This is a genomic window from Agrobacterium vaccinii, from assembly GCF_021310995.1.
Lineage (GTDB): Bacteria > Pseudomonadota > Alphaproteobacteria > Rhizobiales > Rhizobiaceae > Agrobacterium > Agrobacterium vaccinii.
The window spans coordinates 2,645,433-2,659,879 of record NZ_CP054150.1 but is presented as its reverse complement, the minus strand read 5'-3'; the positions used below and the strand labels follow the sequence as shown (position 1 = coordinate 2,659,879).

Below are 14,447 nucleotides of genomic sequence, written 5' to 3'. Positions count from 1 at the left end.
CATGGGTGGTTTTTTCATCTTCACCCGTGCCGCGCTGATCGCGGTTGGGTGTCTGCTTCTGGCGCTCTGGCTTGGAGCGGCCATCGGCGAGACATCCATTCCCATGGATGTCGTCGCCAAGACTGTTGCCAACCGGCTGTTCCACGCGGGCTATCCGCTGGATGCCATCGATGAGGGTGTGATCTGGAACTATCGTCTCAGCAGGGCGGTTGTCGCCGCCTGTTGTGGTGCAGCGCTTGCCGTCTCGGGCGTCGTGCTTCAGTCGCTTTTGCGGAATCCCCTGGCGGACCCCTATATTCTCGGCATTTCGGCAGGCGCCTCGATGGGCGCTGTCGGCGTCGCCATTATGGGTTTTGGCGCGGGTCTGCTCACCATGCCGCTGGGTGCATTTTTGGGTGCGCTTCTTGCTTTCACCCTTGTCAGCCTTCTGGCAATGCGGGCCGGTCGGGGAAACAGTGCGATCATTCTGGCTGGCGTCGCAGGCTCACAGCTTTTCAATGCCTTGACGTCCTTCATCGTCACGAAAGCGGCGAACGCAGAGCAGGCGCGTGGAATCATGTTCTGGTTGCTCGGAAATCTCTCCGGCGTTCGCTGGACTGATGTGTCATTGGCCCTGCCGGTTGCTATTGCCGGTTTTGCCACATGTCTGTGGCATGCGCGGGCACTGGATGCTTTCACATTCGGTTCCCAATCTGCGGCATCGCTTGGCATTCCGGTTCGTCGCGTTTACGTGGTCCTGGCCGGAATATCCGCATTGATGACCGCCGTCATGGTCAGCATCGTCGGCTCCATCGGCTTTATCGGGCTGGTCATCCCGCATGCGGCGCGCATGATCGTCGGTATACGCCACACACGTTTGCTGCCCGCTGCTGCATTGATCGGTGCTGTCTTCATGATCGCGGCTGACATCGTGTCGCGGACGCTGATCACCGGGCAGGTGCTGCCGATCGGGGTCATTACCGCGCTGTTTGGCGCCCCAGCTTTCGCGCTCATTCTTTTGCATCGAAGGAGCGCGTTATAATGCTTTCGGCACGAAATCTCTGCTGGGCTGCCGGTGGCACTGAAATTGTCAGGAATGTCAGCCTTGACGTCATTCCGGGTGAGTTTCTGGGAATCGTCGGCCCAAACGGTTCTGGTAAGACGAGCCTGATGTCGCTTCTCTGCGGCCTGAAAAAACCGCGTTCCGGCGATGTGTCGTTGGACGGTAAGCCTATTCACAGCCTCAACCGCCGCGATATCGCGCGGCACATCGCGCTGGTCGAACAGCAGGCGGAAACGCAGGAGCGGATCGATGCCCGTCAGGCCGTGGAGCTTGGTCGCACACCGCATATTGGAGCGTTATCGCCATGGTCCGCTGCCGATGATGCCATTGTCGATCAAGCATTGTTGGATGTCGATGCGCAGCATCTCGCACGGCGCATGTGGCACACCTTATCAGGCGGGGAGCGGCAACGGCTGCACATCGCCCGTGCGCTGGCGCAAAAGCCAGACATTCTGCTGCTGGACGAACCGACGAACCATCTGGATATCGGCCACCAGATCGCCTTGCTGCATCTGGTGCGCAAGCAGCGCTTGACGGTTGCCGCTGCTCTCCACGACCTCAACCACGCCGCCATGTTCTGCGACCGCGTCGCCGTGATGAAAGGCGGGCAGCTCGTTGCGCTGGGCCGCCCCTGCACCGTTTTTACCGCTGATTTGATCGCCGATGTCTTCGGCGTGGAGGTGGATGTGGAACGGGAAGACGACGATAGCTGCCACATCCGGTACCGGCCTCCACGCGATGCCACCAACGCCATTCCAAGGACCGCATCATGAACGGACGCAGAATTTTCCTTGCCACGCTGTTGCTCTGCTTTCTTGTGGGTACGCCGTCTTTTGCCGAAACCTTCGAGGTGAAGATGCTCAATCAGGGGCAGAAGGGTTCGATGGTGTTCGAGCCGGATTTTCTCCACCTGAAACCGGGCGACAAGGTCAAGTTCATCGCTACCCACAAGAGCCACAATGCGGCGACCATCGACGGCATGGTTCCCGAGGGTGCCCAAGGCTTCAAGGGCAAGATCAACGAAGAGCTGGAGGTCAGCTTCGACCATGATGGCTATTACGGCATCAAATGCTCTCCGCACTACGGCATGGGCATGGTGATGCTGATCAAGGTCGGCGATGCGGCTTTGCCGGAGACCTATAGATCGGTTGCTCATCCTGCGCGCGCCAAGCCGCGTTTCGATGCGCTGATCGACGCCGCAACGAAGCTGTGAGACCGTCAATTCACTAGAGAACAGGACGCGGAGCTGAAATCGGTTGCGCGTCTCTTGAATTGGGCAGAACCGCTCCCACATCTGGATCAACCCGCTGGTCCGGGCCCCTCTGGTGAAAGTCTCGGCGCTTTCACGATGTCGGACCTTTCCCGACATCTTCGCTGAGTGCAGAGGTTTTTTATGCTTTCCGATATTGCCGCATGGTTCATCACGCTTTTCGTCCTCAACCCCATTCAGGCCGATGTGCAGGAGCGTATGCAAGGCGCAAATGCATCGGCCCAATCCATCCAGCAATCGCAGCAATGTATCTCGGCGCAGGGCCCCAAGCTGCTTCAGCGCGCAGGCGAAGACCCGTCTTGGGCAATCGCCACAGCGGCTGGCTATACGCTCGGCTGGACATCGCCGGTACAGTTGCTGGATGCAAACGACCCGAATTGCGCCGAACTGACCCGCTTGTTGCAGGCCGGTGAGGGTGAAGAGGCAAACAGCTAAAACTTACCGAAAATCCGGCAGCCTGAGAGATCAGGCCTTGCCGGATTGCCAGTTGCGATACCAGTCCACGAAGGCGGCAACGCCGGTTTCAATATTAATTTCCGGCGCATAGCCGGTCAGCGCGCGCAGCAGGTCAGGGGAAGCAAAGGTGCGTGGCACGTCGCCCTGCTGCATCGGCAGCATGTTGCGGATGGCCTTCTGGCCGAGAACGTTTTCGACGGTCTCGACAAAGCGCATCAGCTCCACCGGTTGTCCGCCCCCAATGTTGACGACGCGGAACGGCGCGTGCTTCGACAGCGTGTCGGTCACGCCTTCAGCCGTGACGCGATTGTCTTCTGATGGCTCGATATGGCTGAGCCTGACGATGCCTTCGACCAGATCGTCGATATAGGTGAAGTCACGGCTCATCTTGCCTTCGCCGTAAATGTCGATGGGCTGGCCCTTCAAGATCGCATCCACGAATTTGAACAGTGCCATGTCAGGGCGACCCCACGGGCCATAGACTGTGAAAAAGCGGAAGGCTGTCGTCGGCACCTTGTGCAGATGCGCGTAGCTATGCGCCATCAGTTCCATGGATTTCTTGGTGGCAGCGTAAATCGTCATCGGCTCGTCGGCGCGGTCGCTTTCGGCGAAGGGCACTTTTTCATTCGAGCCGTAGATCGAGGATGTCGAGGCAAGCAGCAGGTGCTTGGGCTGCAAATTCTTCGCCAGCTCCAAAATATTCCAAGAGCCGATGAGGTTGGAGCTGACATAATCCTTCGGGCAATCGATGCTGTAGCGAACGCCCGCCTGCGCGGCGAGGTGGATGATCACTTCCGGCTCGGCGAGATCAGCGGCACGGTTCAGCGCATCGACATCTTCCAGCATGCCGATCTGCGCTTTGAAGCCGTTGGAGCGGGCCAGAATGGCGTGGCGTTTTTCCTTCAGCGCCACATCGTAATATTGCGTCATGCCATCGAAGCCGACCACGAAATGGCCGTCATCCAGCAAACGCTTTGCCAGATGAAAACCGATGAAACCCGCCGTTCCGGTGATCAGATATCGCATGTTTTCGCCTCGCTTACGATGGACGGCCGATGCCGGCATAGGTGAAGCCGTGCGCGGTCACTTCGTCCGGGCGGTAAATGTTGCGCAGGTCAACGAGGACAGGCGAGGTCATGATCGATTTCAGACGGTCGAGATCGAGCGCGCGAAACTGGTTCCACTCGGTCACGATCACCACCGCATCGGCGCCCTCAGCCGCCTCATAGGGACCTGCGGCATAGTCGATGCCTTCCATCAAGGGACGCGCATTGGCCATGCCTTCGGGATCATAACCCGTCACCTTCGCGCCTGCGTCCTGCAAGGTCTGGACGACGGCAATTGCTGGGCTGTCGCGCATGTCGTCGGTGTTCGGCTTGAAGGTGAGGCCGAGAACCGCAACCTTCTTGCCTCTGATATCACCGCCCACGGCGGCAATGACCTTGCGACCCATGGCGCGCTTGCGGGTGTCATTGACGGCAATGGTCGTTTCGATGAGGCGCACTGGGCTGTCATAATCCTGTGCGGTCTTGGCCAGCGCCAGCGTGTCCTTGGGAAAGCACGAGCCGCCGTAACCGGGACCGGCATGCAGAAACTTCGCACCGATACGGCCATCGAGACCGATACCGCGCGACACATCCTGAATATCGCCACCGACTTTTTCACAGAGATCGGCCATTTCGTTGATGAAGGTGATCTTCATGGCAAGGAAGGCGTTGGCGGCGTATTTGATTAGTTCCGACGTGCGGCGCGTGGTAAACAGCAGCGGCGACTGGTTGAGGTAGAGCGGGCGATAGACCTCGGTCATCACAGGCCGGGCGCGTTCGTCGGACAGGCCGACGACGATACGGTCAGGGCGCTTGAAGTCGTCGATGGCGGCACCCTCACGCAGGAATTCCGGGTTGGAGACGACGGCGATATCGGCGCTCGGGTTTTCCTCGCGGATGATGCGCTCGACCTCGTCACCGGTGCCGACCGGCACGGTTGATTTGGTGACGATGACGGTAAAACCGGTGACGGCAGCCGCGATTTCCTTTGCGGCAGCATAGACATAGCCCAAATCCGCATGGCCATCGCCACGGCGCGATGGCGTGCCGACCGCAATGAACACCACGTCAGCATCGGCGACGGCACTTTTCAGTTCGGTCGTGAACGATAGACGGCCCGCTTTGGCGTTGCTGGCAACGATGGCATCCAGGCCGGGCTCGAAAATCGGTATCTGTCCATTTTTCAGCGCCTCGATTTTCTCCGGCATCTTGTCGACGCAGATCACGTCATGACCGAAATCCGCAAAACAGGCCCCTGAAACCAGTCCGACGTAACCAGAACCAATCATGACAATACGCATTGAAAAACCTTTCGGCACGAGGGCAGGCGGATAGATGCAACCGCACTGCGCGTCAGACAGCAATTTGCGTAGCTGTTTATCCGCCTTCTGTGTCGGGGCCAAGCGTGCAGCCGGTTTTCAACGGACGATTTCAAGAAATTGTTGTAAATGAAGACGATACCAAGGCACCGCAGGGCTTGTGATGCGTTGATCTAATATATCTTCTGCTGCTTATTTCAGGGAAAAAACGATATCCATGATCCAGCAATCCAGCCTTTCGGAAATTTCACTCTGGCTGTCGCAGCAGGGCTATGAGGGGCTGGGCGAGGAAGCCATGCTGTCTGGCTTTTGCGAGCGGTGCAATGCGGCGGGCATTTCGATTTCTTCGGCACTCATTCTCATGGACACGCTGCACCCCGATTTTGAAGGCCATGCCTTTCGCTGGGATAGCCATGACGCGTTCGAATCCTCTAGCGTTTATGATTTCACCGATGACGGCAAGGCGCGGGAGGCCTGGGAAAGCTCTGTCTTCTTCCACCTCATAAAGGAAGATGCGCATGAGGCACGACACCGCTTTTACCTCGGTGAGGAGATGACGTTTCCGAAACTTGCCGAACTGCGCGACGCCGGGCACACGGATTATCTGGCTACGATCCACCGCTTTACGGATCGGGGCAGCATCGGCGAAATGAACGCCTTTTACTCGCAGTGGCTGACGCGACATCCCGAAGGCTTTCACGACGACGAGCTTGCGGCCTTGCGCATGCTTTTGCCCACGCTGGCGCTAGCCTTCAAAGCGGCCTGTTGCGTTCGCATCATCGGCACCATCAGTGATCTTTATCTGGGCCGCGATGCTGGTCGCAAGGTCATGAGTGGCACGATCACCCGTGGCGAGGTCGAAAAGATCGACGCTGTTCTCTGGTTTTCGGACCTGCGTGACTTCACAGGCATTTCAGACCGGGCCGAACCGGATCAGATCATTCCGTTTCTCAACGATTATGCCGGTCTGGTCATCGACGCGGTCCATGCCCATGGTGGCAGCGTGCTGAAGCTGATCGGCGATGGCGTGCTGGCGATCTTTCGCGATGCCGATCAGCGATCAGGTTGTGCTTTGGCGCTGGCGGCAGAAATTACCATGAGAACCAACCTCACAGTTCTCAACCATCGCCGCAGGATGGAAGGGTTGCCGACAACAGATGTCTATCTCGGCCTTCATGTCGGTGAGGTTTTCTATGGCAATATCGGTAGCCGTAACCGGCTGGATTTCACCGTGGTTGGCCCCGCCGTCAACATGGTCAGCCGTATCAGCGGTCTTTGCGGATCGGTGGATCGAGATACCGTGATGTCACGTGAGTTCACGGCCATGTGCCCAGAGGATATGCGTGGTTTGATGGTGTCAATCGGGCGGTTTGCGCTACGCGGATTTGCCAGAGCCCACGAACTCTACACCATCGACCCGGAAATGTGCTGACTGTCACGCGCCGTCGTTAAAGCGGTGTTCCGACCTGCTCCAGAAGCCAGTTCTGAAAGGCGCGGGCCAGCGCATTGTCCTGCCGGCCCTCGGGCAGGGCGATGTAGTAGCTGTTTTCGGTCTGCAGCGGCACGTCGAAGATGACCTGCAAAAGCCCTGATTTTAGCTCTGTTTCGATCAGGTATCGAGGCAAAAGTGCAAAGCCAAGGCCACTGATGGCCGCTTCGATCAACATTGAGAACTGATCAAACCGGCTTCCGCGATAGGCCTGATCGGAGGCCAGGCCGTTCATCTCGAACCACTCCGTCCACAGTTTGGGGCGCGTGCTGACATGCAGAAGCGGCCCGTCGAGCATATCGGCCTGATGTTCTACCGCACGCATGGCCAGCAGTGCTGGGCTTGCAACCGGCACGATGACCTCGTTGCAGAGGAAAGTGCAGGTGCCATGGGCCCAGACCGGCTGGCCGTAGTGAATGGCGATGTCGAAGCCTTCCTCGTCGAAATCGAACGGTTGGGAGCGTGATCCCACAGTCAGAACGGTTTCCGGTCTGCTGGCCATGAACTTGTGCAGACGAGGGGTCAGCCACCGGCTGCCGAAGGTGGGCAGTGTCGCGATGGACAGGGACGTGCTGGACGCACCGGCGGTCACCGCGCGCACCATCAGTTGCTCGGACTGGTGCAGCAGCCTTTGAACGTCGGGCAAAAACTTGCGGCCAGCCTCCGACAGCACCACCCGGCGACGAATACGCTCGAACAGCAGCATGCCGGTTTGCGCCTCCAGATCGCTGATCTGACGGCTGACGGCGCTTTGCGTCAGGTTGAGTTCTTCGGCAGCGCGCGTGAAGTTGCCGTGCCTCGCAGCGCATTCGAAAGCCTGCAAAGTGACGATGTCAGGGACGAGCCGTCTGCGTGTGTCCATTCCGCTCTCGCATCAACCTACGTGGTTTCCTCATTGGAAAAGGCCTCTAGAAGCCGTATATGATCGTGAAAGAGAATGAAATGGCTATTTTGCCAGCCTTTCAGAAACCACGGAGCCATTGCCATGACCACAGCAGCAACCACAGTCGATGTCGTGAAGGAAGCCGCAGCGCTTCTGGCGAAGATGGGCGTTTCGCCGGAGCATTATCAAGGCGGCGACATGGCCTCTTTCAGCCCTGTCAGCGGTGAGAAGGTTGCCGATTTGCAGACGGTTTCGGCTGGCGATGTCGCAGCCGTGGTCGACAAGGCCCATGATGCCTTCAAGGTCTGGCGTCTCGTTCCTGCGCCAAAGCGCGGTGAACTCGTGCGCCTGCTGGGTGAAGAGTTGCGTGCCTCGAAAGATGACCTTGGTCGTCTGGTGTCGTTGGAAGCCGGTAAGATTACCTCGGAGGGTCTTGGCGAAGTACAGGAAATGATCGACATCTGCGATTTCGCAGTCGGTCTGTCGCGCCAGCTTTACGGCCTGACGATTGCCACAGAACGTCCGGGCCACCGCATGATGGAAACCTGGCATCCCCTGGGTGTCGTCGGCGTCATCTCCGCCTTCAACTTCCCGGTCGCTGTCTGGGCATGGAATGCAGCCCTTGCCATGGTGTGCGGCAACTCGGTCGTCTGGAAGCCATCGGAAAAGACACCTCTGACGGCGCTTGCCGTGCAGGGCATTTTCGAGCGTGCCATCGCCCGCTTTGCAGATGCGCCTGAAGGCCTAAGCCAGGTCATCATCGGTGACCGTACCGTGGGTGAAGCGCTGGTCGATCATCCCAAGGTGCCGCTCGTTTCCGCCACCGGCTCGACCCGCATGGGTCGTGATGTTGGCCCGCGTCTGGCCAAGCGTTTTGCTCGCTCCATTCTGGAACTCGGCGGCAACAATGCCGGTATCGTTTGCCCGTCTGCCGATCTCGACATGGCCCTGCGCGCCATCGCCTTCGGTGCCATGGGCACTGCCGGTCAGCGTTGCACCACGCTTCGTCGTCTCTTCGTGCATGACAGCGTCTATGACCAGCTCGTTCCGCGCCTGAAGAAGGCTTATGCCTCCGTTTCCATCGGCAATCCGCTTGAGACTTCGGCACTCGTTGGCCCGCTGGTCGATAAGGCGGCTTTCGATGGCATGCAGAAGGCATTGGAAGAGGCCAAGGCCCACGGTGGCGTCGTCGCCGGTGGCGAGCGCGTTACTGAGGCTGGCAAGGACACGGCGTATTATGTGAAGCCAGCATTGGTCGAAATGCCGAAGCAGGCAGGTCCTGTGCTTGAAGAAACCTTTGCACCCATTCTCTATGTGATGAAATACAGCGATTTCGATCAGGCCGTCGCAGACCATAATGCCGTTGCCGCCGGCCTTTCATCCTCTATCTTCACCCGCGACCTTCAGGAAGCCGAGCGCTTCCTCGCGGCTGATGGTTCCGATTGCGGCATCGCCAATGTCAACATCGGCACATCGGGCGCGGAAATCGGTGGTGCTTTCGGTGGTGAGAAGGAAACCGGTGGCGGTCGTGAATCCGGCTCTGACGCTTGGAAGGCCTATATGCGCCGCGCCACCAATACGGTGAACTATTCCAAGGCGCTGCCGCTCGCTCAGGGCGTGACCTTCGATATCGAATAATCAGAGAAAAGATCGGCTGGCGAGGATGTCTCGCCAGCCGATGGTTTTAGCCGATGGACATCAGGCTGGCATTGCCGCCCGCTGCCGTGGTGTTGACGCTGACGGATACTTCTTCCAACAGCCAGTTGAGATTATAGGGCTGTTTGGCCTCAGAGAAGGCTTCACTCGAAGCCGCCTGAACCAGAACGAGTGGTCCCGATAGACCGGCCACCAGCGCATTCACCACCCGCACACGCTCCGCATCACCTTCCACCAGTGCGCCCGCATAGGGGCCTGATGCTGCCCAATCGTCTGACCAGACGATGCGCGTGGCTATGGCGGATGGCAAGCCGCTCATCTGATCTTCCAAACCCGATGCCCTGTCGATCACCACGCTATTTCCGGTGGCAAGTGCTGCGGCAAGCTGGGGCAGCAACCCCTTGATGGTTCGCGGCACGAGAAGAACAGCGCCACGCGGATGAAGTGCATAGAGGTTGCGTTCGCCGACCGGTCCGGGCAGTTCCGTTTCATAACCAAGGTTCGACAGTCTCGCCGATATGCGCGCGATTTCTGCGGCGCCAGTCTCGCCCTTGCCCTCAAGCCATGCGGCAAGCGGCTCGATGGCGGGATCGTGTTGCGCAACGCCGTGATCGGCCAGCGGCGCTTGTCTCGTCAAACGACCGAGATACAGCGGACCGCCTGCCTTTGGTCCGGTGCCGGAAAGGCCGCGGCCGCCAAAAGGCTGAACACCGACGACCGCGCCGATGATGTTGCGGTTGACATAGAGATTGCCCGCCTTCACGCGTGAAAGTACATGGGCAATCGTCGTATCGAGACGGGTGTGTAGACCGAAGGTCAGGCCGTAACCCGTGGCGTTGATGTCATCGATCAGCCTGTCGAGCTTTTCGCGCTGGAAGCGGATGACGTGCAAGACGGGTCCGAAGACCTCGTGCTTCAGGTCGGACAGGGATTTCAGCTCGATGATCGTCGGTGGAACGAAGGTGCCCTTGCCGGTTTCGCCGGTCAGCGTGATCTGCTCGATCCGGTTGCCAAGCGCACGCATGGCTTCGATGTGCTTTTCGATGTTGTCCTTGGCTTCCTGCGTAATGACGGGGCCGACATCCACGGACAGCCGGTCGGTCCTGCCGATACGCAGTTCATGCAGCGCGCCTTTCAGCATCGTCAGGGTTTTTTCCGCCACGTCATCCTGAAGGCAGAGAACGCGCAATGCCGAGCAGCGCTGACCGGCGCTATCGAAGGCCGAAGCGATGACGTCCGCCACCACCTGTTCGGCAAGGGCCGAGGAATCGACGATCATGGCGTTCTGTCCACCCGTTTCCGCAATCAGCGGAATGGGCTGGCCGTTGCCAAGAACCCTCTTGCTCAACTGCTTCTGGATCAGGCGGGCCACCTCAGTGGAGCCTGTAAACATCACACCGGCTGTTTCCTCGGCGCCCACCAGCAGCCCGCCGGTCTTGCCATCACCAGGAAGAAGCTGCACTGCATCTGCGGGCACGCCCGCCTCGTGCAACAGACGCACGCCTTCAGCGGCAATCAGTGGCGTTTCCTCGGCGGGCTTTGCCAGGACCGTGTTGCCCGCCACCAGTGCCGCCGCGACCTGTCCAATGAAGATCGCCAGCGGAAAATTCCATGGGCTGATGCAGACGACGGTCCCGAGCGCCTGCTGGTCGGGCCCGAACGTCCTGCGTGCCTCCTGCGCGTAATAGCGCAGAAAATCGATGGCTTCGCGCACCTCGGCAATGGCGTTCGGCGCAGATTTTCCCGCCTCGCGCATGATGAGACCCAGCAGCACCGGCAATTTCGCCTGCATCAGATCAGCCGCTTTTTCCAGGCAGGCTGCACGTTGCTCGACGTTGGTCTGCGGCCATGTCGATTGCGCGGCAGCCTTCAGCGCAGCCGTCACGTCTTCTTCACGCGGTTCGATGACGAAACCCACCAGATCATTGTGATCGCCGGGATTGACGACGGCGCGGGTGGAGCCGCTGGCCTGCGGTGGTGCTGCTTTCCAGTCCATCGTTGCACTTGCGGACAGAGCGTCGCTCAATGCGGCAAGTGTGTCTTCATTGGCAAGATCGAGCCCGCCGGAATTGCGGCGTTCGCGATAGAGATCGGCAGGCTTTGCGATTTTCTCATGCTGTGCACCGGCCACTGGCATGGCGGAAACGACGGCAACAGGGTCTTCCAGCAGGCTGTCGATGGCCACATCTGGGTCTGCGATGCGGTTGACGAAGGAGGAGTTCGCACCGTTTTCCAGGAGGCGACGCACGAGATAGGCCAGCAATGTTTCATGCGTTCCCACGGGCGCGTAAAAGCGGCAGGGCCGGTCAAGCTTTCGTCTGCCCACGACTTCGCTGTAGAGCGGCTCGCCCATGCCATGCAGGCACTGGAACTCGTAATCGCCGATTTTGAAGTCAGGCCCCGCCAGATGATAGATCGTGGCGAGGGACTGTGCATTGTGGGTCGCAAATTGCGGGAAGATCACGTCGCGGGCACCCAGAAGTTTTCGCGCACAGGCAATGTAGGACACATCCGTATGGACCTTGCGGGTGAAAACGGGAAAGCCTTCCAGGCCATCCTGCTGTGCCCGCTTGATTTCGGCATCCCAATAGGCGCCCTTGACCAGACGAACCATGATGCGGCGGTTCGATCTGCGGGCGAGATCGATGATGTAATCCAGCACGAAGGGGCAGCGACGGCTATAGGCCTGCACCACGAAGCCGAGGCCCTGCCATGTGCCGAGATCGGGGTCCAGCGCAACGGCTTCCAGAAGGTCGAGCGACAGTTCCAGCCGGTCGGCTTCCTCGGCATCGATGTTGAGACCGATGTCGTAGCCTTTTGCCAGTACCATCAGCGCCTTCACGCGCGGCAAAAGCTCGCCCATGACACGCTCTGCCTGTCCCCGCACATAGCGGGGGTGGAGTGCAGACAGCTTGATGGAAATGCCGGGGCCACCATAGACCCCACGACCAGCCGAAGCCTTGCCGATGGCATGGATCGCCTGCTCGTAGTCACGGTAATAACGCTCTGCATCTTTGGCCGTGGTCGCAGCTTCACCCAGCATGTCGTAGGAATACTGAAACCCCTGCGCCTCAAGCGCTTTCGAGCGATTAATGGCCTCGCCAATGGTCTGGCCGGTTACAAACTGCTCGCCCATCATGCGCATGGCCATATCGACGCCCCGGCGGATGACGGGTTCGCCTGCGCGCGAAATCAGCTTCGTTAGTGCAGCAGACAAGCCTTTGTCGTTGACGGTAGAAGTCAGCTTCCCGGTGATGACGAGACCCCAGGTCGCAGCGTTGACGAACAAAGAACGACCGCCGCCCAGATGTGATCTCCAGTCGCCGGTTGCGATCTTGTCGCGGATCAGCGCGTCGCGGGTGGCTGCATCGGGAATCCGCAGCAGCGCCTCGGCAAGGCACATCAACGCCACGCCTTCCTGGCTGGAGAGGGAATATTCCTGCACCAGACCTTCGACACCGGTGCCCTTGGCTTTAGAGCGAAGTGCGGAGACCAGCTTGCGGGCTGTTGCCCGGATCGTCGTCGCCTGTTCAGGTGTGACCGTGGCATCCGGCAACAATGCATCGATGCATTCCGGTTCGGACCGGCGGTAAGCCGCGGTAATGGCTTTGCGCAACGGCGATTGCGGACCCACTGGCGGCGCAAAATCGCCGAAAATGGTCTGCGCGCTGTCGTTTTCGGTTACTGCTGCAAGTCCCGTCATCGGTCCGTTTCCCTTGAACATATCTGGAGGCGCGACATTGCTGGCGACCGCTCTTCCTCCAAAGCCAGAATATCATTGTCGAAGAAATTGATATGGACTTATTTCGAGGATATATCAGTCTGAATGAACTTATATTGGCAGATAAAAGCGGATTATCGAATGGTAAAACTTCTTGAAACAGGCGATCTGGATCATTTCGATTTGAAGATACTGGAGGTGTTGAGTGAGGATGGGCGCATGTCCATGGCGCAGCTTTCCAGCCAGGTCGGCCTTTCCAAGACGCCGTGCCAGACGCGCCTGAAACGGCTGGTGGAGGAGGGCTATATTCTCGGCTTCCGCGCCACGCTCGATCCCGCCAAGCTGGGGCTGGAGCATATTGCTTTCACAGAGGTCAAATTATCCGATACGCGGGAAAAGGCGCTGGAGGATTTCAACACGGCTGTGCGCAAGATCAGGGAAGTGGAAGAGTGCCACATGATCGCCGGTGCGTTCGACTATCTGTTGAAGGTCCGCACCACCGATATTCGCAAATACCGGCGGGTGCTGGGCGAGAAAATCTCCAGCCTGCCCTGTGTTGCCAACACCTCGACATTCGTGGTGATGCAATCGGTCAAGGACGTTGGCATATGAAAAACGGCGCGACTTCGAGAGTCGCGCCGTTTTCAGTTTCTACAGATCATCTTGCCTTAGCGAACGGCAGCAGCAGCTGTCATTTGCGCATCTGGACCAAACTCGTTTTCGTTCTCGATGCCCAACAACTCCTGAAGGCGCAGGCGCGCGCGGCTGACGCGGCTCTTGATAGTGCCGACAGGGCATCCGCAAATCTCAGCGGCTTCCTCATAGGCAAAACCCGATGCGCCGATCAGCAAAATGGCTTCACGCTGATCTTCAGGCAACTTGGCTAGGGCCTGCCTGAAGTCCTGCAGGTCAACAGAACCATGCTGCTCTGGAGGCACGGAAAGGCGCGATGTGTAAGCCCCGTCCGTATCCTGAACCTCACGACCGGATTTTCTGATCTGGCTGTAAAACTCGTTGCGAAGGATCGTGACGAGCCAGGCACGCATATTGGTGCCGGGTTGGTAGCTTTCCTGCTTCGCCCATGCCTTCATGATCGTATCCTGCACGAGGTCGTCGGCGCGGTCACGGGATCTGATCAGAGAGATGGCGAAGGCGCGCAGATTTGGCAAAGCGGCCAGCATCTCGCGCTTGAAATTGTGCTCATTCTTGCTCGGTTCTGTGACCATTATCGCCTCGAAGCCTTTGCGTTATTTTCAGCTTCGTCGAGCTTTTCAAGAAGATCGAGGAATTTGTCCGGGATGCCCTCGTCCTGAACTGCGTCGTATAGTTCTCGTAATTTGCGAGAGATAACGGCTCTACCTGAGTCGGGAACCGTCGGTGACGTTCCCTTTTCAGACGGATCCTGATCCGATTGAAACATGTTCATGATTTCCGGTATTCCTTTGGTGACCTCGACATCAATGCATGGCTAAAAAAATTGTTCCGTTCGGTTGGAACTTTTTTTTGAATGCCACGTTTTTTCGATTAGGTTTGCGTTGCAAGCCGCATGTACAGGGGAGAATTCC

Annotated in this window: 13 protein-coding genes; 7 read left to right on the top strand and 6 right to left on the bottom strand. The window is 58.6% G+C overall.

What is annotated here, in order from left to right; genetic code table 11:
• The first annotated feature begins 1 nt into the window (after window position 1).
• The 4 genes from HRR99_RS13085 (at window position 2) to HRR99_RS13070 (ending at window position 2,747) form a co-directional block, all read left to right on the top strand.
• Complete coding sequence (locus HRR99_RS13085; RefSeq protein ID WP_112501039.1) at window positions 2-1,021, top strand: FecCD family ABC transporter permease; 1,020 nt, start codon at window positions 2-4, stop codon at window positions 1,019-1,021.
• Window positions 1,018-1,815: an ABC transporter ATP-binding protein gene (locus HRR99_RS13080; protein WP_233123499.1), complete on the top strand. Its 798-nt coding sequence runs from the start codon at window positions 1,018-1,020 to the stop codon at window positions 1,813-1,815. Before HRR99_RS13085 ends, HRR99_RS13080 begins: the two co-directional genes overlap by 4 nt.
• A complete protein-coding gene (locus tag HRR99_RS13075; protein WP_233122035.1) occupies window positions 1,812-2,255 on the top strand; it encodes a pseudoazurin in 444 nt (147 codons plus the stop codon). The genes HRR99_RS13080 and HRR99_RS13075 overlap by 4 nt, the downstream gene beginning before the upstream one ends.
• Window positions 2,256-2,435: 180 nt before the next feature.
• Window positions 2,436-2,747 carry a hypothetical protein gene (locus HRR99_RS13070; protein ID WP_233122034.1) on the top strand — a complete coding sequence of 104 codons (312 nt, stop codon included), beginning with the start codon at window positions 2,436-2,438 and terminating at the stop codon, window positions 2,745-2,747.
• Window positions 2,748-2,777: 30 nt separating this feature from the next.
• On the opposite strand, the gene HRR99_RS13065 is transcribed toward HRR99_RS13070, so the two are convergent.
• Window positions 2,778-3,794, bottom strand: a complete 1,017-nt coding sequence (locus HRR99_RS13065; RefSeq protein ID WP_233122033.1) for an NAD-dependent epimerase — start codon at window positions 3,792-3,794, stop codon at window positions 2,778-2,780.
• Window positions 3,795-3,807: 13 nt separating this feature from the next.
• Window positions 3,808-5,115, bottom strand: a complete 1,308-nt coding sequence (locus tag HRR99_RS13060) for a UDP-glucose dehydrogenase family protein (protein ID WP_233122032.1) — start codon at window positions 5,113-5,115, stop codon at window positions 3,808-3,810.
• Between the two features lie 235 nt (window positions 5,116-5,350).
• Between HRR99_RS13060 and HRR99_RS13055 the strand changes: the two genes are divergently transcribed.
• Window positions 5,351-6,565, top strand: coding sequence for an adenylate/guanylate cyclase domain-containing protein (locus HRR99_RS13055; RefSeq protein WP_233122031.1), 1,215 nt, complete (start codon window positions 5,351-5,353; stop codon window positions 6,563-6,565).
• 16 nt (window positions 6,566-6,581) lie between these two features.
• Here the strand turns inward: HRR99_RS13055 and HRR99_RS13050 are convergent, their stop codons facing one another.
• A complete protein-coding gene (locus tag HRR99_RS13050; protein ID WP_111837438.1) occupies window positions 6,582-7,484 on the bottom strand; it encodes a LysR family transcriptional regulator in 903 nt (300 codons plus the stop codon).
• A gap of 123 nt (window positions 7,485-7,607) precedes the next feature.
• Here HRR99_RS13050 and amaB point away from each other — a divergent pair, with 123 nt between their 5' ends.
• Window positions 7,608-9,143 carry an L-piperidine-6-carboxylate dehydrogenase gene (gene amaB / locus HRR99_RS13045; RefSeq protein ID WP_233122030.1) on the top strand — a complete coding sequence of 512 codons (1,536 nt, stop codon included), beginning with the start codon at window positions 7,608-7,610 and terminating at the stop codon, window positions 9,141-9,143.
• Between the two features lie 46 nt (window positions 9,144-9,189).
• Here the strand turns inward: amaB and putA are convergent, their stop codons facing one another.
• Window positions 9,190-12,864 (bottom strand): trifunctional transcriptional regulator/proline dehydrogenase/L-glutamate gamma-semialdehyde dehydrogenase, encoded by a 3,675-nt coding sequence (putA, locus tag HRR99_RS13040; RefSeq protein WP_233122029.1) that lies wholly within the window; start codon window positions 12,862-12,864, stop codon window positions 9,190-9,192.
• Window positions 12,865-13,023: 159 nt separating this feature from the next.
• Between putA and HRR99_RS13035 the strand changes: the two genes are divergently transcribed.
• Window positions 13,024-13,494: an Lrp/AsnC family transcriptional regulator gene (locus tag HRR99_RS13035; RefSeq protein ID WP_233122028.1), complete on the top strand. Its 471-nt coding sequence runs from the start codon at window positions 13,024-13,026 to the stop codon at window positions 13,492-13,494.
• 56 nt (window positions 13,495-13,550) lie between these two features.
• Here HRR99_RS13035 and HRR99_RS13030 read toward each other — a convergent pair whose 3' ends face one another.
• Both HRR99_RS13030 and HRR99_RS13025 read right to left on the bottom strand, forming a co-directional pair.
• The gene (locus HRR99_RS13030) at window positions 13,551-14,108 is read right to left on the bottom strand and encodes a sigma-70 family RNA polymerase sigma factor (protein WP_111837440.1); all 558 of its coding nucleotides are present in this window, start codon (window positions 14,106-14,108) and stop codon (window positions 13,551-13,553) included.
• Window positions 14,108-14,308: a NepR family anti-sigma factor gene (locus HRR99_RS13025; protein WP_111837441.1), complete on the bottom strand. Its 201-nt coding sequence runs from the start codon at window positions 14,306-14,308 to the stop codon at window positions 14,108-14,110. The genes HRR99_RS13030 and HRR99_RS13025 overlap by 1 nt, the downstream gene beginning before the upstream one ends.
• Window positions 14,309-14,447: the final 139 nt, after the last annotated feature.